Annotated in this window: 23 protein-coding genes; 14 read left to right on the forward strand and 9 right to left on the reverse strand. The window is 63.4% G+C overall.

Features of this window, described 5'->3' with window-relative positions; all coding sequences use genetic code 11:
• Nucleotides 1–45: 45 nt before the first annotated feature.
• On the reverse strand, nucleotides 46–942 hold the full coding sequence (locus tag ACT2BZ_RS15025) for an NAD(P)-dependent oxidoreductase (protein WP_457935940.1): 897 nt from the start codon (nucleotides 940–942) through the stop codon (nucleotides 46–48).
• Nucleotides 943–1,107: 165 nt separating this feature from the next.
• Here ACT2BZ_RS15025 and ACT2BZ_RS15030 point away from each other — a divergent pair, with 165 nt between their 5' ends.
• Complete coding sequence (locus ACT2BZ_RS15030; protein ID WP_457935941.1) at nucleotides 1,108–1,437, forward strand: hypothetical protein; 330 nt, start codon at nucleotides 1,108–1,110, stop codon at nucleotides 1,435–1,437.
• A 6-nt stretch (nucleotides 1,438–1,443) separates the two neighbouring features.
• Here the strand turns inward: ACT2BZ_RS15030 and ACT2BZ_RS15035 are convergent, their stop codons facing one another.
• The gene (locus tag ACT2BZ_RS15035; RefSeq protein WP_457935942.1) at nucleotides 1,444–2,016 is read right to left on the reverse strand and encodes a methylated-DNA--[protein]-cysteine S-methyltransferase; all 573 of its coding nucleotides are present in this window, start codon (nucleotides 2,014–2,016) and stop codon (nucleotides 1,444–1,446) included.
• Between the two features lie 41 nt (nucleotides 2,017–2,057).
• Here ACT2BZ_RS15035 and ACT2BZ_RS15040 point away from each other — a divergent pair, with 41 nt between their 5' ends.
• From ACT2BZ_RS15040 to ACT2BZ_RS15065, 6 genes are all read left to right on the forward strand, one after another.
• Nucleotides 2,058–2,834, forward strand: coding sequence for a transglycosylase SLT domain-containing protein (locus ACT2BZ_RS15040; RefSeq protein ID WP_457941335.1), 777 nt, complete (start codon nucleotides 2,058–2,060; stop codon nucleotides 2,832–2,834).
• Nucleotides 2,835–3,014: 180 nt separating this feature from the next.
• Complete coding sequence (locus ACT2BZ_RS15045; RefSeq protein ID WP_457935943.1) at nucleotides 3,015–3,431, forward strand: hypothetical protein; 417 nt, start codon at nucleotides 3,015–3,017, stop codon at nucleotides 3,429–3,431.
• Between the two features lie 254 nt (nucleotides 3,432–3,685).
• On the forward strand, nucleotides 3,686–4,468 hold the full coding sequence (locus ACT2BZ_RS15050; protein ID WP_457935944.1) for a FecR domain-containing protein: 783 nt from the start codon (nucleotides 3,686–3,688) through the stop codon (nucleotides 4,466–4,468).
• A gap of 208 nt (nucleotides 4,469–4,676) precedes the next feature.
• The gene (locus tag ACT2BZ_RS15055; RefSeq protein WP_457935945.1) at nucleotides 4,677–5,576 is read left to right on the forward strand and encodes a FecR domain-containing protein; all 900 of its coding nucleotides are present in this window, start codon (nucleotides 4,677–4,679) and stop codon (nucleotides 5,574–5,576) included.
• 45 nt (nucleotides 5,577–5,621) lie between these two features.
• Complete coding sequence (locus ACT2BZ_RS15060; RefSeq protein ID WP_457935946.1) at nucleotides 5,622–8,396, forward strand: EAL domain-containing protein; 2,775 nt, start codon at nucleotides 5,622–5,624, stop codon at nucleotides 8,394–8,396.
• 126 nt (nucleotides 8,397–8,522) lie between these two features.
• Nucleotides 8,523–9,113: a hypothetical protein gene (locus ACT2BZ_RS15065; RefSeq protein WP_457935947.1), complete on the forward strand. Its 591-nt coding sequence runs from the start codon at nucleotides 8,523–8,525 to the stop codon at nucleotides 9,111–9,113.
• A gap of 30 nt (nucleotides 9,114–9,143) precedes the next feature.
• On the opposite strand, the gene ACT2BZ_RS15070 is transcribed toward ACT2BZ_RS15065, so the two are convergent.
• Nucleotides 9,144–9,443 carry a hypothetical protein gene (locus ACT2BZ_RS15070; protein ID WP_457935948.1) on the reverse strand — a complete coding sequence of 100 codons (300 nt, stop codon included), beginning with the start codon at nucleotides 9,441–9,443 and terminating at the stop codon, nucleotides 9,144–9,146.
• A 489-nt stretch (nucleotides 9,444–9,932) separates the two neighbouring features.
• On the opposite strand from ACT2BZ_RS15070, the gene ACT2BZ_RS15075 reads away from it, so the two are divergent.
• The 4 genes from ACT2BZ_RS15075 to ACT2BZ_RS15090 all read left to right on the forward strand — a co-directional run bounded on the left by ACT2BZ_RS15075 (nucleotide 9,933) and on the right by ACT2BZ_RS15090 (nucleotide 12,520).
• Nucleotides 9,933–10,325, forward strand: a complete 393-nt coding sequence (locus ACT2BZ_RS15075) for a RidA family protein (protein ID WP_457935949.1) — start codon at nucleotides 9,933–9,935, stop codon at nucleotides 10,323–10,325.
• Between the two features lie 63 nt (nucleotides 10,326–10,388).
• Nucleotides 10,389–11,156, forward strand: a complete 768-nt coding sequence (locus ACT2BZ_RS15080) for a hypothetical protein (protein ID WP_457935950.1) — start codon at nucleotides 10,389–10,391, stop codon at nucleotides 11,154–11,156.
• A 45-nt stretch (nucleotides 11,157–11,201) separates the two neighbouring features.
• Nucleotides 11,202–11,930: a DUF5343 domain-containing protein gene (locus ACT2BZ_RS15085; protein WP_457935951.1), complete on the forward strand. Its 729-nt coding sequence runs from the start codon at nucleotides 11,202–11,204 to the stop codon at nucleotides 11,928–11,930.
• Nucleotides 11,927–12,520, forward strand: coding sequence for a Swt1 family HEPN domain-containing protein (locus ACT2BZ_RS15090; protein WP_457935952.1), 594 nt, complete (start codon nucleotides 11,927–11,929; stop codon nucleotides 12,518–12,520). Before ACT2BZ_RS15085 ends, ACT2BZ_RS15090 begins: the two co-directional genes overlap by 4 nt.
• A 350-nt stretch (nucleotides 12,521–12,870) precedes the next feature.
• Here ACT2BZ_RS15090 and ACT2BZ_RS15095 read toward each other — a convergent pair whose 3' ends face one another.
• From ACT2BZ_RS15095 to carB, 4 genes are all read right to left on the reverse strand, one after another.
• Nucleotides 12,871–13,020: a hypothetical protein gene (locus tag ACT2BZ_RS15095; RefSeq protein ID WP_457941453.1), complete on the reverse strand. Its 150-nt coding sequence runs from the start codon at nucleotides 13,018–13,020 to the stop codon at nucleotides 12,871–12,873.
• Between the two features lie 47 nt (nucleotides 13,021–13,067).
• Complete coding sequence (locus ACT2BZ_RS15100; protein WP_457935953.1) at nucleotides 13,068–13,346, reverse strand: type II toxin-antitoxin system HicB family antitoxin; 279 nt, start codon at nucleotides 13,344–13,346, stop codon at nucleotides 13,068–13,070.
• A 2-nt stretch (nucleotides 13,347–13,348) separates the two neighbouring features.
• On the reverse strand, nucleotides 13,349–13,543 hold the full coding sequence (locus ACT2BZ_RS15105; protein WP_457935954.1) for a type II toxin-antitoxin system HicA family toxin: 195 nt from the start codon (nucleotides 13,541–13,543) through the stop codon (nucleotides 13,349–13,351).
• A gap of 87 nt (nucleotides 13,544–13,630) precedes the next feature.
• On the reverse strand, nucleotides 13,631–17,113 hold the full coding sequence (carB, locus tag ACT2BZ_RS15110; protein WP_457935955.1) for a carbamoyl-phosphate synthase large subunit: 3,483 nt from the start codon (nucleotides 17,111–17,113) through the stop codon (nucleotides 13,631–13,633).
• A gap of 207 nt (nucleotides 17,114–17,320) precedes the next feature.
• Between carB and ACT2BZ_RS15115 the strand changes: the two genes are divergently transcribed.
• Nucleotides 17,321–17,545, forward strand: coding sequence for a hypothetical protein (locus ACT2BZ_RS15115; RefSeq protein ID WP_457935956.1), 225 nt, complete (start codon nucleotides 17,321–17,323; stop codon nucleotides 17,543–17,545).
• 84 nt (nucleotides 17,546–17,629) lie between these two features.
• On the opposite strand, the gene ACT2BZ_RS15120 is transcribed toward ACT2BZ_RS15115, so the two are convergent.
• Together ACT2BZ_RS15120 and ACT2BZ_RS15125 are read right to left on the reverse strand one after the other, a co-directional pair.
• Nucleotides 17,630–19,228, reverse strand: coding sequence for a BCCT family transporter (locus tag ACT2BZ_RS15120; RefSeq protein ID WP_457935957.1), 1,599 nt, complete (start codon nucleotides 19,226–19,228; stop codon nucleotides 17,630–17,632).
• Nucleotides 19,229–19,634: 406 nt separating this feature from the next.
• Entirely contained in the window at nucleotides 19,635–20,291 is a 657-nt protein-coding gene (locus ACT2BZ_RS15125; protein WP_457935958.1) for a dihydrofolate reductase family protein, read from the reverse strand.
• A 181-nt stretch (nucleotides 20,292–20,472) separates the two neighbouring features.
• Between ACT2BZ_RS15125 and ACT2BZ_RS15130 the strand changes: the two genes are divergently transcribed.
• Complete coding sequence (locus ACT2BZ_RS15130) at nucleotides 20,473–20,658, forward strand: hypothetical protein (RefSeq protein WP_457935959.1); 186 nt, start codon at nucleotides 20,473–20,475, stop codon at nucleotides 20,656–20,658.
• Nucleotides 20,659–20,797: 139 nt separating this feature from the next.
• Nucleotides 20,798–21,712 (forward strand): KPN_02809 family neutral zinc metallopeptidase, encoded by a 915-nt coding sequence (gene ypfJ / locus ACT2BZ_RS15135; RefSeq protein WP_457935960.1) that lies wholly within the window; start codon nucleotides 20,798–20,800, stop codon nucleotides 21,710–21,712.
• Nucleotides 21,713–21,729 lie beyond the last annotated feature (17 nt).

The following is a 21,729-nucleotide window of genomic DNA, read 5'->3' on the forward strand; positions in this document are numbered from 1 at the left end:
GGATCGCATATAGGGGAATGCGAAGCGAAATACAATAGTCGGTGATCATTCGGTGAGCTTGACGCCGTTCATCGCGGCGACGGCGTCCGACAGCATGGGCACGAACTCATCGGCGCGTCCGGCCCCGGCAGCCAGCGCGAAGGAATTGCGCACCGCGGCTCCCAGTGGATTGGCCGTGCCGGAGGCGTTGGCGGCAGCCGACAGGTAGGTCAGGTCCTTCAGCGCGTTGGAGATCGAGAAGCGGTGTGCGTTGGGGTCGCGCTCGAGAACCCAGGTGAAAAACGTCCTGTAGAACGCGCAGTCCATCCGCCCGTCCCGGATCACGCTGTCGAATACCTGTGGCGTGAGCCCCGCCTTGGCGCCGAGCGCCAGCGCCTCGGAATAGATCGCTGCATAGCCCAGCGAGACGAAGTTGTTGAGCAGTTTCATCGTATGCCCGCTGCCGACCGGCCCGGTTCGCACGATCCGGCCTGCGAAGGTTTCAAGCACCGGACGCACGCGGTCGAAAAGGATGTCGTCGCCGCCGGCCATGACGTCGAGCGTGCCGGCCTCGGCGTCAGTCGGGGTGCGCGACAGCGGCGCGTCAACGAGGCTGATGCCTTGCGGCTTCAGCGCCTCGGCGAGGCGTACGGTGGATGAGGGATCGGAGGTCGAGCAGTCGCAGATCACCAGTTCCTTGCCTGCCGAGGCAAGGCCGTCCGGCCCGTTGATGGTCGTCTCGACCTGCGGGCTGCCGGTGACGCACAGCACGACGATGTCGCATTTCTCGGCAAGCTCGCGAAGGCTCTTGGCCTCGGCGGCGCCGCGTCGTTTGAGATCCTCCACCGGTTCGCGGTTTCGGTGCGCGATGATCGTGAGCGGAAAGCCCTTTTCGACCACGTTCTTTGCCATTCCATGGCCCATCAGTCCGACGCCGACGAAGCCTACACGATCCTTGGACATGAAAATTCCTCCATTACTGCCTACCGATCATAGGCGTTAGCATGCAGAGCGTCACGACCGACAGGCCCGATGCTGGACTTTATACCGGCAGACGCCATGTCTAGCGTGACGGAAGGGGCGAGGGCTTGAGCCTCGCCTGACCTGGCCGGGATTACGGAGGCAACGATGAAGAGAACCGTCCTGATCGCCATGTGCCTGTCGCTGGTTTCGCTCCAGGCGCACGCGATCTCACGCTACAATTCGACGTCCATGACCTGCAGCCAGGTCAAGGCAAGGCTGCAGAGCGAAGGCGCTGCAATCCTGCGCTGGCGCTCGAAAAGCAACCCGAGCCTGCCGCTCTATGGGCGCTTCGTTGCCAATGGCCGATATTGCGAGTCGGGGACGCGCGCGAAGACGTCTTACGTACCGACATCGGATCGGAAATCTTGCCCGGTGCTCGAATGCCGGTATTACGATCCGGAAGACGACGGCCCGATATTCCGCTTTCGTCGCTGACGCGACCTAGAAGCCGAATGCCTGCTGCGCAGGCGGCGGCGGGCCGATGCTGACACCTTCCAGCGCCAGCATCCGGGCCTTGGACGCGGCGCCGCCGGGTGCCGAGAATCCGCCGATTTTGCCGCCGGCTGCGAGGATGCGGTGGCAGGGAACGACGAGCGGCACAGGATTGGAGCCGAGTGCCGCGCCGGTTTCGCGCGCAAGGCCCGGATGGCCGGCGCGCGCCGCCAGTTCGCCATAGGTGACCGTCTCGCCGAAACGCAGCTTGCGGGCGGCCGCGTAGACGGCCACACGAAACGCGTCGATGCCGGCGAGATCGAGCGGCACGTCAGCGAAATCGGTGTTTTCACCGTTCGCATAGCTGCAGATGCCGCGCATGAGCTCTTCCAGCCATTCCGGCCCCACATGTGCGGTCCCGACCGGCATGGTGTCCGTGTCATGCCTGCTGAGCCGTCGCTCTACCACCGCGCGGCTGGTGTCGGGCAGGCACAGCCGGCGCAGTCCTTGCCCGGTCCATGCAAGGCCGATGAAGCCGAGCGGTGTCTCGAGAATTTCCTGGCCGGTCCGGGAGGGGTTCATCGGCAAAAACTGTCGTCTGGAGTGTACATAGCAAGAACAATATCGCATCATTCCGGACTATCCACCACCCGGTTCCTGCAGGGCGGCCAAGGCAATTGCCCCGGGCAGCCTGCTGGTGTAACAACGTCTTGGGCGGGACAACGAAATTCGAAATTGAGTGCACGTTGCCAGCAATCCGCAGACCATTACTGATCCTTCTGGCCCTTGGCTGCGCGCCTTTGTCCGGCTGCATGTCGAGCCGGCTGAGCTATGCCCTGCAGCCGACCGCGTCAGACTTTGCCTACGCCGCTGACGAATCCGTCGACCTTCCCGACACGGTGTCGGTGGTTCCGGCGTCCTACAATGGTCCGGCGCCTTCCGACGGCAGTTTCCAGGTTGCATCGCTGCCGCCTGGCATGGGCGATCTCGAGACCGACTTCGTCTATGCCTTGCCGGACTCGCCGCGTGGCGAGGTCGACCGGCTTATCGCCAAGTATGCTGACGAGTACGAAGTGCCCGAGGCGCTGGTGCGCCGTGTGGTCGAGCGCGAGAGCAACTTCAACCCGCGGGCGCGCAACCGCGTCTATTACGGTCTCATGCAGATCCGCCACGATACGGCGCGCGGCATGGGCTACAAGGGCAACGCCAACGGCCTGCTCGATGCCGAGACCAATCTGAAATACGCGGTCAAGTATCTGCGCGGCGCCTGGATAGTGGCCGAAGGCGATCCAGACCTGGCCGTTCGCTATTATTCCCGCGGCTATTACTACGACGCCAAGCGCAAGGGCCTGCTCGACGAGACCGGCCTCGGCAAGGACCGCCGCCGCACCCGCGTCTGACATCGGCGCGGCGCGTTTTTCCAGACCAATCAGCCCGTTAACGATCTTGGCGCGAATTTTCGATTCCCTGCGCCGGGGCTGAACGCGCCCGGAACCAACTCCCTGCCAGGTCGTTATCCGGCCAATCGACTATCGGCAACAATTTGGCACCGGGGCAGCCGTTCCGGGCGGGGAGAAACCATGCTCAAGAATATCGTCCTCAAGGCAATGATCGCGGCGGGCCTGATCTGCTCTTCTGCTGGGCTTGCCTCGGCGGCGCCGCTCGTTCTCCCTGAATTCGCGCCGATTCCCATGGCTCGATCGGCCGCCCTGGCCGAACTGCAGGAGGCCTCCATCCCGCATCGCGAGGTGGTGCAGATCGCAACCGTCGCGCAGGCCATTCCGGAAGAGCGGCTTGAAGTCCGCGTCGTTGGAACGCGCTTCTTGCCGCCGGTCGACGAAAGCCTGGCGCTCAACGCTCCGGGCAGCCAGGCGACGGGGTTGGTCTCTTCCATCGAGGCGGCCTCTGTGTGGGTCCTCAAGACCGCATCGGCTGGCATGTTCAGCGAAGCCGTGGCGGCGCCGGACCAAACGATAGCTTCCCTCGAATCGGAATAACGACCGTTCGTTCAGGAAACTCTTGGAGGTTGCTTTCATGTCTCCAAGGTTTCAACCGGCGTGACTTAGCCGAAAGATTTTTTGACGATAGTGTCCAGCGCCTTGACGCAAGGTTACTTCCTCGCGTCTGGCGCGATTATCCCTCGGGTTAACGGAAACGACAGGTTTTCGACCATTTATTGGATTTGGCGCGGCAGAACTACTTGGCCGCCGGAAATCCAAGCGGGGGCGCAGTGCGACTTTCCAGAACCTTCATGCCGGTTTGGGCGGCAATCCTCTTCATCGCATGCCTTTCAGGCGCGACCGCAGCCGAATGGCGCGTCGCCAAGGTGAGCGGTGACGTCTTTATCCAGCAGGGGGCTGTGCATCTCGCTTCGTTGTCGAACGGCGTTTCGCTTGGCGCTGGCGCGGTCGTCGTCACGCAAGGCAACGGACGGGCCCAGCTTGTGCGCGGCCAGCAGACGATGATCGTTTCGCCGAATTCCGTCGTCACATTGCCTGCCGACCGCGGACGGGTGACGACGATCCTGCAGACAGTTGGGCAGGTCGAATTTCACGTGGACAGCAGGCAGGTCCAGCATTTCACCGTCGAAACGCCCTACCTTGCTGCCGCCGTCAAAGGCACCCGCTTCGTGGTCAACGTGCGCCGTGGCAGGGCCAGCGTCGGCGTCTATCGGGGCCGGGTCGAGGTTACGAACCTGAAGTCGGGCGACCGGGCCGATGTGCTGCCCGGACAACGTGGCGCAGTCGGGGCCCGGAAGGGTATCTCGATCAGGGGCAAAGGCGACATTCAGGCGGTCAGGCCAGGGCTTGCCCGTGCAGCCATGGTTGCGGCAGCGAGCGCCAAGGACGTCCTTGCCTCTCTGTCCCAGGGGGCTGTGGCAAGTGCCGGCAAGAGCGCTGCGGCGCAGGGCAAGGCCAACGGAAAGTCGGGAAACAATGGCAAGGGCAACGGTAATGGTAACGGTCATGGCGGCGGCAACGGCAACGGTAACGGCAATGGTGGCGGCAACGGCAACGGCAACGGCCGGAACTGACCATTCTGCCTGACGCCCCGCTTTGATGAACACTTGGACCGGCTCCGCGGGGCGCCCGAACTTGGCGGTTCGGCCATCCGACCGGGCGTCATTCCCAAACGGAACCTTCCACCTTTCGTTAAAATCATCCACGGCAGCTTTCCGGAATAAAAGGGATTTTCGCTTACTGCTCGCTCCACGATTCCTTCGTTGACGGGTGGGTGGTCCAATGATCATGCGATCGATTTCTCTGCTGTCGCTTTGCGCGGCGCTGCTGCTGCTAGGCTTCGTCTCGGTGGTGCAGGCGGCGGATTGGCGTGTCGCACAGACAAGCGGCCGCGTGTTCCTGCAGCATCGCGGCGTTCAACTGGCCTCGCTGGCCAAAGGCGGCCTACTGAAGAGCGGCTCGGTCGTGGTCACCGATCGAAACGGCCGGGCAAAGCTGGTCCGGGGCGACCAGACGATAATTGTTTCGCCCAATTCGATGGTGACGCTGCCTGGGGGCAGGGGCGGTTCGACCAAGATCATCGAGGGCGTCGGCCTTGTCGAATATGACGTCGATCACCGCAAGGTACGGCACTTCTCCGTCGAGACGCCTTTCCTCGCCGCCGTAGTCAAGGGCACCCGCTTCAAGGTCAAGGTCTCCAAGAGCGGCGCCAGCGTTGCCGTGCTGAGGGGCATGGTTGAGGTGACCAACCTCCGGTCTGGCGAGCGCGCCAACATCCTCGCCGGCCAGATGGCCTTTGTGAATTCCTCCAAGGGCATAACCATCAGGGGCAAGGGCAACATCCAGAAAGTCATACCCGGGCCGGTACGCGAGGCACTCGTCGCGCCGCCGACCGGCAACAGCATCGACGCGGCAATTGGCGGCATCTCGGCAAGCGTTGGCACGAGCGGCGTGTCCGCCGGCGTCGGCGGTGTGTCGGCAAGCGTCGGGGTTGGCGGCGTCTCTGCCAGTGTCGGTAGCGGCGTGTCCGCCGGCGTGGGCACCGGCGGGGTTTCCGCAAGTGTCGGCAGCGGCGTGTCGGCTGGCGTTGGAAGCGGCGGCGTTTCTGTCGGCGTCGGTGGCGTTTCAGTCGGCCTCGGGGGTGGCGGTGTATCGGTCGGCGGCCTGGGGGGGCGGCGGTAGAATTTTGGGGAACGCGGCCTTCGGGCCGCGCTGGCGGGGACTTGAATGCCGAAACGGGCGATCGCACTGGTTATGGTCGGTCTGCTTGTGCTCTGGGCCCAGGGCGCAGGCTGGCTGAAGCCGCTCGACGACCGTCTTGGCGACTGGCGCATGGCCAGTCTCGAGCGCGAGCCGACCGGCGGGATCGTGCTGGTCGACATCGACGCAAAGAGCATTTCGGGCCTTGGCCGCTGGCCCTGGCCGCGCAGGATCCACGCTGACCTCATCGACAGGCTGAGCGCCGCCGGCGCCAGCGAGATCGCCTTCGACGTCGATTTCAGCGCACCATCGACGCCTAGCGAGGACAAAGTGCTGCAAGCCGCGCTCGAGCGCGCGGGCGGCTCGGTCATTCTCGTCGCTTTCGACCAGCGCGCCAGCGCGACGGCAGGCGGCTCTTCCTTGCACAACAACCGGCCGATCGCGCGCTTTGCCGATAACGCCTGGCTCGCGGGCGTGAACGTGCTTCCGGACGTTGATGGCCGGATCCGGTCGCTGGATTATGCCCTGCAGGACCCGACGGGCGCATTGCCGTCGCTTGCCGCCATGCTTGCCGGCGGTGCGGCGGACCGGACCAAGTCCTTTCGCGTCGACTTCGGCATAAGGGCGGACCGCATCGACCGCATCTCGGTGCTCGACCTGCTTTCCGGCCGCGTCGAGGACAGCCGCATCGCCGGCAAGAAGATCATCGTCGGCGCCGAGGCGATCGAGCTGCGCGACATATTCCACGTGCCGGTGCACGGTTTCGTCTCGGGATCGATGGTGCATGCATTGGGCGCCGAGAGCATCCTGCAGGGGCGGGCGCTCACCCGCACGGGATCGGTTTCGAGCATTCTGGGTCTGCTGCTCACGCTTCTCGCGGGCGTCCATTTCAGCCGCCGGTTGGGCTGGAAGGGCCTGCTGGCCCTGCTTGCCGGCAGCGCGCTGGCAATCGAACTTGCAGCCGTCGCGGTCCAGCGCCTGGCGCCGCTGGAAATCGCAACCGGGTCATGGCTGCTGGCGCTGGCCGGAATGATGCTGGTGACGCTGGTCAGCGAGATCGACTTCCGCCGCATCATCATCGCCATCTACCGCAACCGCGAAGCCAATGTGCAGACCATCCTGAACCGCGTCATCGCCGACAATTTCGCCGGCGTTCTGGTGGTCGACGGCGAGGGCGCCATCGTGGCGGCCAGCGAGGCCGCCAATGCGATCCTCGCCGCGGAAGAGGGCCTGACCGGCCGGCGCCTCGCCGACGTGCTGCCAACCGAACTCCATGCCGCCTTCATCGAAGCCGCGGCCGCCGGGCAGGAGAAGCGATCCGAGCCCTTCGAGGTCGAGGTGACGATGCCGAGCGGCCAGCGCACCTTCGAACTCGTGGTGACGCACTCCTGGCTGAGCGGCGGGCTCGACGAGGAGGGCCATGAACGTCCCGATGCGCTGGTCACCTGCCTGACCTTCGTCGACACGACCGAGCGCAAGCAGGCCGCAGACCGCATCGCCTACCTCGCCCGCTTCGACCCGATGACCGGCCTTGCCAACCGCAACCAGTTTCTCGAGCGCGCCGCCGCAGGCCTTGCCGGCGCCGGGTACGGCGATCCGCAGACCGTGCTGTGCGTCGATCTCGACCGCTTCAAGTCGGTCAACGATACGCTCGGCCACAGTTTCGGCGACCAGCTGCTCTGTGCGGTGGCCAACCGGCTGGTCTCCATGGCGCCGGAAGGCAGCGTCGTGGCGCGGCTCGGCGGCACCGACTTCGCGATCCTGCTCGGCGGGGCCGACAGCGCCGGACATGCCGTGCAGCTGGCGCAGGAACTGGCGAGCCCGTCGGCGCAGTCCTACCGCATCGGCGACCGCCGCGCCGTGGTGACGCTGAGCATCGGCATCGCCACCGCGACGCAGGGCGAGGCCGACGACGCGCCGGCGCTGCTGAAGCAGGCCGACACCGCCCTGCACCGGGCCAAGGAAGCCGGCGGCAACTGCCACGTCGTCTATGACGCGTCCATGGTTGCCGGCCTCGAAGGCCGCAGGCAGCTCGAGATCGACCTCTGGGACGCCTTCGAGAAGGGCGAGTTCGAGGTCTATTTCCAGCCACAGCTCAGCCTCGACGACGGCCGCGTGATCGGCGCGGAGGCGCTGATGCGCTGGAGCCATCCGGACCGCGGCTTCGTCTCGCCGGCCGAATTCGTTCCGGTGCTGGAATCGATCGGCCTGATGGAGGCGACAGGCAGGCTGGTGCTCGAAGAGGCCTGCCGCGCCGCGATGGAATGGCCCGACGACATCCAGGTCGCCGTCAATGTCTCATCGGTCCAGTTCACCCGCGACGATCTTGCCGGGGCAGTGGCCGACGTGCTGCAGCGCACCGGCCTGCCGGGCGAGCGCCTGGAGCTCGAGATCACCGAATCGCTGTTCCTCAACGAGAACCAGGCGCTGATCGCGACGATGGACAGGATCCGCGCCATGGGCGTGCACTTCTCGCTCGACGATTTCGGCACCGGCTATTCCGCGCTCGCCTATGTGCAGAAGTTCCCGATCGACAAGATCAAGATCGACCGCTCCTTCATCAAGGGTATCCCGCACGACCAGGGTTCGGTCGCCATCGTGCGCGCCGTGGCGGCGATGGCCGAGAGCCTCGACATGCGGCTGATCGCCGAGGGCATCGACCGCGAGGAGCACATTTCGATCCTGCGGCTGCTGGGCTGCCACGAGGGACAGGGCTTCCTGTTTTCCAGGCCGCTGCCGCGGGCCAAGTTCCGGGATTTCCTCGAGAAGCGGTCGCAGCAGCGCGCGGCTGACGTTGCGTAAACTAGACCGCGCCAATACTTGGACACCATAGTCTAGAACGAAGAACATCGGATAAAATCCGTATTCATGCAATTTGCAGGTGGCGCGATTACAACACCTTAACGTCTGGCGTGCTTTAACGCCGGCATGAGCAAGAAACCCGCCAAGACCAAATCCGCCCCCGCAGCCAAGCCCGCCGAGGACGGCGCGCTGGAAGCCGCGCCGAAGAAGCGCTCCAAGCTGAAGCTGGCGCTCGTGGCCCTCGTGCCGCTGCTGCTGGCCGGCGGCGGCTATGCCGGCTGGAGCTTCTTCATGGCGCCGGGCGCCGACGAGGCCCATGCCGAGGCGGCAGAGGGCGAGGAAGGCCACGGCGAGGACGGCCATGGCGCGGCGGACATGATGAAGGTTTCCTCGGTCGAGACCGCGCTCAAGGCCGAGACCTCGGCCACCCACACCTACGCGCTTTCCGTGCTGATCGCCGGCACTTGCGGCGCCTCGCGGACGCCGGCGCTGAAGGCGGCAAGCGACGCCGAGGCGGCGCAAGACGGCATGCTGGTCAGCCTGTCCTGGCAGGGTGCCGCGCGCCGCGCCATGGGCGTCACCGAAAAGGCCTGCAACTACATGGTGGGCGAGATCGAGGAAGCCGAGCTGAAGCTGGCGCCGGGCGCGGACGCCGCCAAGGGCGGCCATGGCGCACCGGCCAAGGGCGACGGCGGCCACGCCAAGCCGGCGCACTAGCACCGTTCCGTCTCTGCCGCCGCCCGGCCGTTACAGCATGCGCGACAGCAGCGGCTCCTCCATCGGCGGGGCAGGCCGGCGCGTCAGCTGGTTCAGCGATTTTTCCGAGAAGAACAGCGCCTGCACGTCATGCGGGTCGGCGCGCAGCAGGAAATAGACCATCGCCATCATGATGGCGCGCGAGCGCGACGTCCGGCACTCGCCGGTTTCCGGCTCCAGCGCGTCGCCGGTCAGCATGGCGGACAGTTCGTGCGCCAGCGCCACGAGGCGGTCATAGGCTTCCATGCATTCATCGCTGAAGTCGATTTCGGGCTTCCTGATGCGCGGCATCGCTCTTCTCCTGTGCAGACATGGGGGATCGTTCCCGCGCTTCGTTTTCGAAGCCGGGGCGTGGGAGGCGGCGCATGGCGGCGACGTCGATCTGATTTTCTATGTGACGCGCTGCCATGCGCCGCCGGCGTCTTACCCGTGCCCGTCCCGGCCCATGAGCATCCGATAGGCTGGATGCCAAGGGCGCTCGGTACGGAGCAGGGCCGGATCCGGCCCGCGCGACCACGCGGACAAGTCCGGCGCCACACTTGCCTGGATGGAGGTCGTGGCCACCCGTTCCCACCGGCAAGCTGCGGGGCAAAGTATGCGCGCGGTCTTGCGGGCGTGGATGAAATGGCGGGGCGGGAGAGCGGCCAGGGCCGGAAAACGGCCGGTACGGGACGACAAGGAGCGGCGGCGGCGAAAAATCTGTCCACGCGGCCAGCGGCACGCGGGACGCGCCGCCACTTGCTCGGCTAGTCTTGCCGCCGGACGCAGGAGGAGCAAGCCGTGAAGAAAGAGATCATCGAGGTGCCGGTGCTGTCGCCGATGATGCGGGAGCTCGGCGTGCCGTGCTCGTCGGTGACGCGGGCCAACGGTTTTGTTTTCGTGGCGGCGACGCCGCCGGTGGACATGGTGACGGGCAAGATCGTCAAGGGCGACATCGAGACCCAGACCGAGGCCTCGCTCAACGCGGTAAAACTATGCCTGGCGGCGGCGGGCTGTTCGTTCGAGGACGTGGTGACACTGCGCATCTACGCCGCCAATGTCGGCCATTACGACGCGATCAACCGCGTCTACATGCGGCACTTTCCCGACAATTTCCCCTCCCGCAGCTTCGTGCCGGTGTCGGGCTGGTTCATGGAATTCGACATCGAGATCGAGTGCATGGCGGTGGGGTGAAGGGGGATTTCTACTTGCGTTTTGGAAGAATCGCCATCAATTTCCTCGAATGAGGGGGATGCGGTGAATAAACTTCCGAAGAAGTTCGTCGAGCGTGTAGGAACTTCACTTAAGCGCTACCAGAAAGTAGCGGCAGCACAGCAAAAAGCAGATGTTGCAGAGCCGGATACGGTGACGCTGGTTAAGGACATTCTGGCCGACATCTTCGGCTACGACAAATACGAAGAACTTACCTCGGAACATCAGATCAAGTCGACCTATTGCGACCTTGCGATCAAGATCGGGGGGAAGCTCAGGCTCCTCATCGAGGTTAAGTCAGCAGGGAGCAGCCTCGCAGACAATCACCTTCGACAGGTGATCGACTATGGCGCCCATCAGGGCATTCACTGGGTCATCTTGACCAATGCAGCCGAATGGCGACTGGTGAAGGTCTATGTGGCCAACCAGATCAGCCACGAAGAGGTCTGCCGCATCGTTCTGGCCGACATCAATCCCAAGTCGCAGGATCACCTTCAACAGCTGTTCCTCTTCGCCAAGGAGGGGCTGACGATCGATGCCATGGATGCGTTCCACCAGCATGCCCAGCTGTTCAACAAGTTCACCGTTGCAGCCATCGTCCGTTCGGAGCCGGTGATTTCGGTGGTGCGCCGCGAACTGAGAAAGCTGTTTCCAGACATCAAGGTCGGAAACGACAATCTCCTGGCAATGATCGAAGAGGAGGTGGTCAAGCGCGAGGTTATTGAAGGAGACAAGGCTAAGGAGGCGGCGACACGGATAAGGAAGGCGCAGGGCAAGCGAGAGAGGGCGAAACGAAAGGAGATGACGGCGTAGAGCTTATGCTGGAAAGCCCGCTGACCAATCCGCCAGGAGAACAAGATGGATGAAAATGAAAAGCAAGACGCAAGAGAACCAGAAGGTCAGGAGGCGCAAGCGGCAAAGAATTCTTCAGATGACAGTTCAAAGTCAGGTCCGAGGCGTGAGATAAAAGGCGGGATACCTTACACGACTTCTCCTGGCGTGCTCAAGAGAGCTCTAGAGCTTATTGTTCAAGCGGAACGTCCCGAAAAATTCAGTGCTAATTATATGGAGACGGTACTCAAGCTCACGGGTGGAGGAGCACGGGCCGTCCCACCGTTTTTGAAGAAGATGCAGTTCATTGGCTCGGACGGGGCGCCAACAAATCTATACTCAAAATTCAAAACTGACGGTGGGAGGTCTCAAGCAGCATACGAAGGTTTAAAAAACTCTTTTTCGGAGTTATTCCGGCGTAACGAGTATATTTACAAAGCTGACGAAGGCGCAGTCAAGGACGTAATTGTTGAAATAACGGGGCTGAAAAAAACTGACCAGATAGTTAGGCTGATGTATTCGTCGTTTGACGCTGTGCGTGGATTTATTTCAGGATCATTATCAAATTCCGATGAAGAGAAAGATGCAATAAAATCATCAAAAGGCAGCGATAAAACAACCGGTGAGTTCGAGGATCTACGTGATGTTGGTAATATAGGGCTATCGTATCAAATAAACATCGTCCTTCCTGAAACCGAGAACATTGCTGTGTTCAATGCCATATTTCGGAGCCTGCGTGAAAATTTGCTAAGATGAAAAACCATTCGGATATCGAGCTGTTCGTTCTCAAAAACGCGGTCATAACTCGGAGCCTGCGGGCTCTGTTTGCGAAGCAGAACTTGAGTAGCGCCCGCGGACCGCTGGAGGCTCAGGCGGATTCTCTGGTATCAGAATATCTTAAGCAGGTTAACTTTGAGATTGTCGCAGCTGCGGAGCGAATGAGTGAGTTCTATAAGCTATTTTATGCGCTTGAGAATGATATCCGGGATTTGATTGAATCGGCACTGGAGGAAAGTAAGGGAGAGGATTGGTGGGAGAGCGCAGTTCCTCAAATTGTGCGTGATAATGCGAAAAAGAATTATGAAAGAGAAGCCGGTGAAGGGCTGCCACCAAGATCAGACCGATTGATTCATTATACTACATTTGGAGAGTTGAGCGAGATTATAAAGGAAAACTGGGAAGTATTTTCCGGTATGTTCTCAAACGCGTCGAGAAACCGCGTCCTTCGTGTTGTAAACCGTCTAAATTTGGTAAGAGGTCCCATAGCGCACTGCAACTTTCTGCCCGAGGAAGAGGCCATTCGTCTTAAGCTGGCAATCCGCGATTGGTATAAATTGATGGAATAGGTACTAGGCTGGGATGTCTGACTGTGGTCCAACGAATGGCTTCAGTCGGTCTTGCTCAGACAGTGAAATCGCCTTCCGCTCGGCAGCTCACTTAGTGGTGGGCATTCCCTGAGCTTGCCAGCACTCGTACAATGCAGCAGCTTCCCACTTGCCCCAACAAGTCTCGCAGGGCCTGATGTGCTCCAGCAGTGTCCGTCGACGTACCACCTGCCAACTTTCAATCGACGTCCAACGCCCAGATCTTTTGAATCTTCTGTGCTTCGTACAGCCGCCTAAATCCTCTGGCAGGTGAAGAGTATGATTACCTCTTCCCTTTCCCCTCATGGTCTCTCTGACATTTAGGTGGAACATCAAAAATACTCCTGCAGCGGCCGCACTTCCAGGCTCCCCGCGTTGAGCGCAGCAATCGCTTCGGCGACGGCGGCCATGCCTGACAGCGTCGTGTAGTAGGGCACCTTCTGCATCAGCGTGGCGCGGCGCAGCGATTTTGAATTCGACACCGCCTTCTGGCCGTCCCGTGGGTGTTGAAGACAATCTGCCGTACGGTTTAAGCCGCCGCGGCCATTCCATTTCCAGGTGAGACCGCGGCAACGACCGCGTCCGCTGACCATTCGAGAAACTCGGCGTCATTGCGCAACTCGTCCAGAGTGCGGGGAGGTGGCCTTTCGCCGCTCCAGTCCTCAAAGGCGAAGCCGAGAGCCACGCCGGCCTCGTGAAGAGCAGAGTCGAGTGTGTCTGCTACTGCGATGACGCCCGGCACGTCCGGAAAGGACACGCCGTAGCCGCTGTCGGCTTCCTTGTGAATTAGGGCGATATAGTGGGTCATGGTCAGTCCTTTGCCCAGCCGGCCTGGGCGTAGATCGAACGGACGGTACCGAGCGGTACGTCCTTGCGCGGATGCGTCACGATCACAATCCGGCCAGTTGCCGGGTGCCTGAACTTGTGATGCGATCCGCGCACAGACATGAGTTCGAAGCCATCAGCCTTCAGTCGTTTGATTATATCGCGACTGTCCTTCAGCATCAAACCCTCGAATGAGAACCGGTCAGTGCCCCACCCGGCGGGCCTTGCCCGCCGACCTCCCCTCAAGGGGGAGGTTAAGAGGTGCTTCTACGCAAAATACTCCTGCAGCGGCCGCACTTCCAAACTCCCCGCCTTCAGCGCGGCAATGGCTTCGGCCACTGCCGCCATGCCCGACAGCGTCGTATAGTAGGGCACTTTCTGCATCAGCGTGGCGCGGCGCAGGGATTTTGAGTCCGACACCGCCTTCTGGCCATCCGTGGTGTTGAACACCAGCTGCACCTGGCGGTTGCGGATGGCGTCCTCGATATGCGGGCGGCCTTCCAGCACCTTGTTGATCTTCTGGGCCTCGACGCCGTTTTCGGCAAGATAGCGCGCCGTGCCGGAGGTGGCGAGCACCCTGAAGCCGAGCTCGGCGAGCCGCTTGACCGAGGGCAGCACGCGCGCCTTGTCCTCGTCGCGCACCGAGACGAACACCGTGCCCGAGCGCGGCAGATCGACGCCGGCGCCGAGCTGCGCCTTGGCGAAGGCCAGCGCATAGTCGTGGTCGAGCCCCATGACCTCGCCGGTCGAGCGCATTTCGGGCCCGAGCAATATGTCGACGCCGGGAAAGCGGTTGAACGGGAAGACGGCTTCCTTGACCGCGATGTGGCCGGGGTTCTTCGGGTCGGGCTTCGGGCCGTAATGGGCAAAGGCGTCGTCGAGGCTCTCGCCGGCCATGATGCGCGCCGCGATCTTGGCGATCGGGCTGCCGATGGTTTTTGCGACGAAGGGCACGGTGCGGGAGGCGCGGGGATTTACTTCCAGCACGTAGATGGTGCCGTCCTTGATGGCGTATTGTACGTTCATCAGCCCGCCGACATGCAGCGCGCGGGCGAGCGCCGCCGTCTGGCGCTCCAGCTCGTCCACCGTTTCGGCCGACAGCGAATGGACGGGCAGCGAGCAGGCCGAGTCGCCCGAATGGATGCCGGCCTCCTCGATATGCTCCATGATGCCCGACACGAAGGTGTCCTTGCCGTCGCAGAGGCAATCGACATCGACCTCGATGGCGTCGGTGAGATAGGTGTCGAAGAGCAGCGGGTTCTTGCCGAGCAGCGTGTTGATCTGGCCGGTCTTGTCGTTGGGGTATTTCTGCTTGATGTCCTCCGGCACCAGGCCCGGCACCGTGTCGAGCAAATAGGACTGCAGCATCGTCTCGTCGTGGATGATCTGCATGGCGCGGCCGCCGAGCACGTAGGAGGGCCGCACGACCAGCGGGAAGCCGAGTTCGGAGGCGACGGTGCGCGCCTGCTCGACCGACCAGGCGATGCCGTTCTTCGGCTGCGCGAGGTCGAGCTTGTGCAGGAGCTTCTGGAAGCGGTCACGGTCTTCGGCGAGGTCGATCATGTCGGGCGAGGTGCCGAGGATCGGGATGCCGGCCTTTTCCAGCGCGTCGGCGAGCTTCAGCGGCGTCTGGCCGCCGAACTGCACGATGACGCCCAAGAGCGTGCCGGCCTGCTTTTCGGCGCGCAGGATTTCGAGCACGTCCTCGGCCGTCAGCGGCTCGAAATAGAGCCGGTCGGAGGTGTCGTAGTCGGTCGAGACGGTTTCCGGGTTGCAGTTGACCATGATCGCCTCATGGCCGGCCTCGCGCAGCGCGAAGGCCGCGTGGCAGCAGCAATAGTCGAACTCGATGCCCTGGCCGATGCGGTTCGGCCCGCCGCCGAGGATGACGACCTTGTTGCGGTCCGAAACCTGCGCCTCGGAGCGCGTCTCGCCGGCGAACGGCGCCTCGTAGGAGGAATACATGTAGGCGGTGGGCGAGGCGAATTCGGCAGCGCAGGTGTCGATGCGCTTGTAGACCGGGTGGACGCCGAGTTTTGCGCGCAGCTCCGCGACGTCCTCGACATCGCCCTTGGTCAGCGAGGCGAGGCGGGCGTCCGAAAAGCCCATCGACTTCAGCATGCGCAGGTTTTCGGTGTCGGCCGGCAGGCCGTGCTCGCGCACCCGTGCCTCCATGGCGATGATGCCGCCGATCTGCTCGAGGAACCACGGGTCTATTCTGCACATGTCGTGCACTTCCTCGAGCGAGGTGCCGGTGCGGATCGCCTGCGCCACCATGCGCAGCCGGTCGGGCGTCGGGGTGCCGAGGGCGGCGCGGATGGCGTTGCGGTCGTCGCCCTGGCCGATGCCGGGAATCTCGATCTCGTCGAGGCCGGTGAGGCCGGTCTCCAGACCACGCAGCGCCTTCTGCAGCGATTCCTGAAAAGTGCGGCCGATCGCCATGACCTCGCCAACCGACTTCATGGCGGTGGTCAGCGTCGAGGAGGCGCCGGGGAATTTTTCGAAGGCAAAGCGCGGGATCTTGGTCACCACGTAATCGATGCTCGGCTCGAAGGAGGCCGGCGTCGCGCCGCCGGTGATGTCGTTCTCCAGCTCGTCGAGCGTGTAGCCGACGGCAAGCTTCGCCGCGATGCGGGCGATCGGGAAGCCGGTGGCCTTGGAGGCGAGTGCCGAGGAGCGCGAGACGCGCGGGTTCATCTCGATGACGACGAGGCGGCCGTCGGCCGGGTTGACGGCGAACTGCACGTTGGAGCCGCCGGTCTCGACGCCAATCTCGCGCAGCACCGCGATCGAGGCGTTGCGCATCATCTGGTATTCCTTGTCCGTCAGCGTCAGCGCCGGCGCGACGGTGATGGAATCGCCGGTGTGCACGCCCATCGGGTCGATGTTCTCGATCGAGCAGACGATGATGCAATTGTCGGCGCGGTCGCGCACGACCTCCATCTCGTACTCCTTCCAGCCGAGCACGGATTCCTCGATCAGCACCTCGGTGGTGGGGGAGGCGTCGAGGCCCGACGCGATGATGTCGAAGAACTCCTCGCGGTTGTAGGCGATGCCGCCGCCGGTGCCGCCCATGGTGAAGGACGGGCGGATGATGGCCGGCAGGCCGACCGTGTCGAGCGCCTGGGCGGCGACCGCCATGGCGTGGCTGATGTAGCGCTGCTTGCGGTCGCCTTCGCCGAGGTTCCACTGCGTCTCGAGCGCGTCGAGGGCTGCGTCCATGTCGGGCGTGCCGGATGCCTTGAGCGCGGTGCGCTCGGCCTCGTGGCGCTTGCGGTCCTCGTCCTTCGGCTGCGTGGCGTTGGCCAGCATCGACTTCGGCGTCTCCAGCCCGATGCGCGCCATCGCCTCGCGAAACAGCGCGCGGTCCTCGGCCATGTCGATGGCGTCGGCGTTGGCGCCGATCATCTCGACATTGTAGCGCTCGAGCACGCCCATGCGGCGCAGCGACAGCGCCGTGTTGAGCGCCGTCTGGCCGCCCATCGTCGGAAGAAGCGCGTCGGGGCGTTCCCGCGCGATGATCTTGGCCACCACTTCCGGCGTGATCGGCTCGATATAGGTGGCGTCGGCAAGCTCCGGGTCGGTCATGATGGTGGCCGGGTTGGAGTTGACCAGGATGACGCGGTAGCCCTCCTCGCGCAGCGCCTTGCAGGCCTGGGTGCCGGAGTAGTCGAACTCGCAGGCCTGCCCGATGACGATGGGGCCGGCCCCGATGATCAGGATCGACTTGATGTCGGTGCGTCTTGGCATGGACAAATCCGTTCAGGCAGGCGTGTTGCGCAAAACACCGGGACGGGAGACCCGGCCGGTTGCGCTCAACGATCATGGTGTCAGGCTAAGGGCGCCTTATAGGGAAAATTCTGCCGGGCGTAACCCCCAAAGATGCCTCATCCCCGGCTGTTGCGCGGGAAATGGCAGGGAACGCTCGCGCCATCCGCCCGTTGGTGACCCGAACCCGTGGCCGAAACGAAGGAGCAGACCATGCGCAACAACCAGAACCCGACGACGCTTGGCGAAGGCGGCACCAGCAAGGACAAGGCCGACCTGCGCGAGATGGACCGCGACGGCAAGTGGAAGGGCGAGGCCCTGAAGGACGCCGAACAGGACGCCAAGCAGGCGCGGCGCCCCGGCGCGACGGACGAGGAAAAGACCGACGGCCTTGCCGTGCCGAAGAACGGCTGAAGCCAACGACGCGCCGGGACATTCCCCGGAGACGAAAAAGGCCGGGCAATTGCCCGGCCTTTTTTTTGTTGGGCGCGAGACGCCTCAGCGCGGTTCGGCGCGCAGGGCCTTCCAGGTTGCCACCATCATCAGCATCAGCAGGATGGCGAAGGGGAAACCCGTCGCGATGGCGCTTGCCTGTAGCGCCGCCAGGCCGCCGCCGAGCAGCAGGGCGATGGCGACAAGACCCTCGAAGGTCGCCCAGAACACGCGCTGCAGAGCCGGCGCGTCGGTCTTGCCGCCGGCCGTGATCGTGTCGATGACCAGCGAAGCCGAGTCCGACGAGGTGACGAAGAACACCAGCACCAGCACGATGCCGATGAGCGAGGTGATGCCGGCAAGCGGCAGCGGCTCGAGCATCCTGAACAGCGACAGTTCCGGCGTGTAGGCGACGACGGTCTCCTGGACGCCCTGGTAGCCGTTGGCGATATATTGCGTCATTGCAGTTTCGCCGAAGGCCGTCATCCAGACGATTGACGCCAGCGACGGGACGAGCAGCACGCAGACGATGAATTCACGCACCGTCCGGCCCTTGGAAATGCGGGCGATGAACATGCCGACAAAGGGCGACCAGGAGATCCACCACGCCCAGTAGAAGGTCGTCCAGCCGTGCACGAAATCACTGTCGGTTCGGCCGAACGGGTTGGACAGCGCAGGCAGGCTGGTGACGTAGGCCGCCGTGTTGCTGAAGAAGCCGGTGACCAGTTCGCCTGTCGGTCCGAGCAGGATGATAAAGGCGAGCAGCAGCACGGCCAGCACCATGTTGATCTCCGACAGGCGCTTCACGCCCGCATCGAGACCGGCAAGGACAGACACCAGTGCCACGCCCGTGATGGCGGCGATCAGCAGCACCTTGGAAGTGTCGGTCACCGGAACGCCATAGAGGAAGTTCAGGCCGGCCAGCGCCTGCTCGGCGCCGAAGCCAAGCGACGTCGCCAGACCGAACAGGGTGGCGAAGACGGCCAGGATGTCGATGCAATGGCCTGTCCAGCCTCGGATCCGTTCGCCGAAGATCGGATAGAAGGCGGAGCGGACCGAGAGCGGCAGTCCCTTGTTGTAGGCGGCAAGCGCCAGCGACAGGGCGACAACCGCATAGATTGCCCAGGGATGAAGGCCCCAATGGAAGATGGTGGCGGCCATGGCCGCCTCGCGGGCTGCTTCGACCGCTTCCGGGATCAGCGCGCCGTCCGGTCCAATGGGACTGGCAAGGCCAAGCGGCGGGTTGTTGAAGTGATACATCGGCTCAAGCACGCCGAAGAACATCAGGCCGATGCCCATGCCGGCCGCAAAGAGCATCGCGAACCAGCCCATGTAGCCATAGTCGGGTACGGCGTCGACGCCGCCGATGCGCACCTTGCCCATCGGCGAGACCACGATCGCCAGGCAGAACAGCACGAACAGGTTGCCGGCGATGAGGAACAGCCAGTCGAAGGTCGAAGTGAGCCAGACGCGCAGGCCGCCAAGTGCCGGGCCGACAGAATCACGGAAGATCAACGTCACGATGACGAAGCCGACGATGATAATCGCAGAGATGAAGAAGACGGGGTTGTGAATATCCAGGCCAAGAACCTGAACATTGTCCTGGCCGGCCTCCAGATTGTGTTCGGTCTCGTCTGGAGAGACGCTCGGTGCGGAATCGGTCATGGTCTTCCCTTTGCCGGAATTGCTGCGGTTCTGAACGGATGGATTTGCCGCAAACTGATACGGATCATCGGGAGTCTCAACCCCTCATGTGCAAGGCGGGGTCGCCGGAGCGCCCGATCTACGGCGCGGCGGGCACTCCGGACCCCGGAAAAGATGCGCGACGTCGGCAAGGCGCATCGTCATGCATGGTCAGGGATTGGCCCTCATGCATCGGAGCGCCGGCGCGCAGCGGGACACGTGCTCCTGAAGCTCCCGGAAACGCCCGAAAAAAAAGTTTTGATGTCGCCGAATTGAGGCCGGTTCAGTCTCTCGAGCAGAATTTCCGGCTGCTTCCCGTGCTTCAGGGTGCTCCTGGGCCGGAATCGGCGAGCGCCGCCTGACGGGGAGGCGCTGCCGGCCAGGGGCGCTATTCGAGGGTGCGGCGGCGCTCCAGTTCGGCTGCGGAGGGTTCGGCAAAGCCGAAGTCGCCTGTCGTGACCTCGCCGGCGCGCTCGTAGGTCACCATGATGACGCCGGTTGACGAGATCGCGGACTTTGCGAGCTTCAGTCCGGCCGGCGCGGCGCCGTGGCCGAAGAGCTTCTTGCCCTTGCCGAGAAGCACCGGGAAGACAAGCAGCCGGTACTGGTCGATCAGGTCGTTCGCGACGAGCGTCTGGATCAGGTCGCTCGAACCCTGGATCAGCAGGTCGGGTCCGTCCGTCTGCTTGAGATCGCGCAGCGCGGCGACGATGTCCTCGCCGAGCGTTCGGCTGTTTTCCCAGTCGAACTGGCGGTCGGGCGAGCGGGTGGCGACAAACTTGGTCGCCTTGCCGAAGGCTTCGCCGATCGGGTCACCTTTCGCATAGGGCCAGTGGGCGGCGAAGATGTCGTAGGTCTTGCGGCCGAGCAGCAGGTCGAAGGGCTGGCTGAACAGGTCGTCCATGGTGGCGCCCATCGCGTCGTCCCAGAAGTGAAAGGTCCAGCCGCCGAAGCGGAAACCTCCGGTCGGGTCCTCGTCCGGACCGCCCGGTGCCTGCATGACGCCGTCCAGGCTGACAAAGGTGGCACAGATTATCTTTCGCATGGTTCTCTCCTCTCGGGTCGGCCGATGCCGGCCGTCCGGCATGATTACCAAGGACGCAGACACGCGCACGGTTCCGACAGGATCGATGCGGCAATCTCGCTCGGCCGAGGTACGCGGAACGCGGTGGAGCATTCGCGCGTTCAGTCACACCACATGGTGTGGAAGGCAGGAGGACACGGCAATGGGCATCAAGGAAGCACCGACCGCCAAGGGCAAGCAGGCGGCAGCCGGGCTGGAAGAAGCCGCAGCGAAGGACGAGCGCAAGACGGAGGCGCGCAAGGGCAGCGACCTGAAGAAGGGCGCCAGCCGTTTCGATGAGCGTTCGCGGAGTTCCGACGGCAAGAGCGCCGCTTCGAAGCAGAAATAGCGCGCGCGGCGGTTCAGGGAATGGTGAGGTCGAACGGTCGAAGCCGGGCAAAAAGCCTGTGACTCGATAAGGCCGTTCGGCTAGGTTCCGGGCATCGGGCGCCGTCGATGGCACGGACGCCCCCACTGGGGAAAATCATATGCGTTGGAGAGGCCGTCGCCAGAGCGACAATATTCAGGATAGTCGCGGGCAGGGCGGTGGCGGGCGCATGCCGGGCGGTTTCGGACGCAATCCGGTGCGCCTGCCGATCGGCCGCGGCGCCCGCGGCGGCGGACTGTCGGGTATTATCATCCTGGTCGTCCTGTTCTTCGTGCTGAAGGCCTGCGGCATCGATCCGCTGCAGATACTGGCCGGCGGCGGTGGCGGAATGGCGCCGGGCGGCGGCGGACAGGTCACCGAGGGCCAGGCGCCCGCCAATGACGAGATGACCCAGTTCGTCGCGACGGTCCTGGCCGAAACCGAGGATGTCTGGAACGGCATATTCCAGTCCCAGGGACTGCAGTATGAGGAGCCGAAACTGGTCCTGTTCGCGGGGCAGGTGCGGTCGGCCTGCGGCTTTGCATCTTCCGCGTCGGGACCATTCTATTGCCCGGGCGACAAGAAGGTTTATCTCGACACGTCCTTCTTCGACCAGCTGTCGAAGCAGTTCGGCGCGTCTGGCGATTTTGCCCAGGCCTACGTGATTGCCCACGAAGTCGGCCACCACATCCAGAACCTCACCGGCATTCTGCCGAAGTTCAACCAGATGCGGCAGAACATGACCGAGGCCGCCGCCAACGAGATGTCGATGCGCGTCGAACTGCAGGCAGACTGCTTCGCCGGAGTCTGGGCGCATTACACGGCCCAGAAGGGGCTACTCGAGGAGGGCGATGTCGAAGAGGCGCTGAATGCCGCCCGGCAGATCGGCGACGACACGCTGCAGAAGAAGATGCAGGGCTACGTCGTACCGGAAAGCTTCAACCACGGCACGTCCGCCCAGCGTCAGGAATGGTTTGCCGCCGGGTTGAAGTCGGGCAAGCTGTCCTCCTGCGACACGTTCAACAACGCGATCTGAGATCGGTTGCGCGCCAA

The sequence above is a fragment of the Mesorhizobium sp. 10J20-29 genome, from assembly GCF_054130485.1.

Bases quoted from the DNA above. Each gene is read 5' to 3' on its own strand.
- ACT2BZ_RS15025 (WP_457935940.1), bottom strand. From the start codon at position 942: ATGTCCAAGGATCGTGTAGGCTTCGTCGGCGTCGGACTGATGGGCCAT.
- ACT2BZ_RS15030 (WP_457935941.1), top strand. From the start codon at position 1,108: ATGAAGAGAACCGTCCTGATCGCCATGTGCCTGTCGCTGGTTTCGCTC.
- ACT2BZ_RS15035 (WP_457935942.1), bottom strand. From the start codon at position 2,016: ATGAACCCCTCCCGGACCGGCCAGGAAATTCTCGAGACACCGCTCGGC.
- ACT2BZ_RS15045 (WP_457935943.1), top strand. From the start codon at position 3,015: ATGCTCAAGAATATCGTCCTCAAGGCAATGATCGCGGCGGGCCTGATC.
- ACT2BZ_RS15050 (WP_457935944.1), top strand. From the start codon at position 3,686: ATGCCGGTTTGGGCGGCAATCCTCTTCATCGCATGCCTTTCAGGCGCG.
- ACT2BZ_RS15055 (WP_457935945.1), top strand. From the start codon at position 4,677: ATGATCATGCGATCGATTTCTCTGCTGTCGCTTTGCGCGGCGCTGCTG.
- ACT2BZ_RS15060 (WP_457935946.1), top strand. From the start codon at position 5,622: ATGCCGAAACGGGCGATCGCACTGGTTATGGTCGGTCTGCTTGTGCTC.
- ACT2BZ_RS15065 (WP_457935947.1), top strand. From the start codon at position 8,523: ATGAGCAAGAAACCCGCCAAGACCAAATCCGCCCCCGCAGCCAAGCCC.
- ACT2BZ_RS15070 (WP_457935948.1), bottom strand. From the start codon at position 9,443: ATGCCGCGCATCAGGAAGCCCGAAATCGACTTCAGCGATGAATGCATG.
- ACT2BZ_RS15085 (WP_457935951.1), top strand. From the start codon at position 11,202: ATGGATGAAAATGAAAAGCAAGACGCAAGAGAACCAGAAGGTCAGGAG.
- ACT2BZ_RS15090 (WP_457935952.1), top strand. From the start codon at position 11,927: ATGAAAAACCATTCGGATATCGAGCTGTTCGTTCTCAAAAACGCGGTC.
- ACT2BZ_RS15100 (WP_457935953.1), bottom strand. From the start codon at position 13,346: ATGACCCACTATATCGCCCTAATTCACAAGGAAGCCGACAGCGGCTAC.
- ACT2BZ_RS15105 (WP_457935954.1), bottom strand. From the start codon at position 13,543: ATGCTGAAGGACAGTCGCGATATAATCAAACGACTGAAGGCTGATGGC.
- carB (WP_457935955.1), bottom strand. From the start codon at position 17,113: ATGCCAAGACGCACCGACATCAAGTCGATCCTGATCATCGGGGCCGGC.
- ACT2BZ_RS15120 (WP_457935957.1), bottom strand. From the start codon at position 19,228: ATGACCGATTCCGCACCGAGCGTCTCTCCAGACGAGACCGAACACAAT.
- ACT2BZ_RS15125 (WP_457935958.1), bottom strand. From the start codon at position 20,291: ATGCGAAAGATAATCTGTGCCACCTTTGTCAGCCTGGACGGCGTCATG.
- ACT2BZ_RS15130 (WP_457935959.1), top strand. From the start codon at position 20,473: ATGGGCATCAAGGAAGCACCGACCGCCAAGGGCAAGCAGGCGGCAGCC.
- ypfJ (WP_457935960.1), top strand. From the start codon at position 20,798: ATGCGTTGGAGAGGCCGTCGCCAGAGCGACAATATTCAGGATAGTCGC.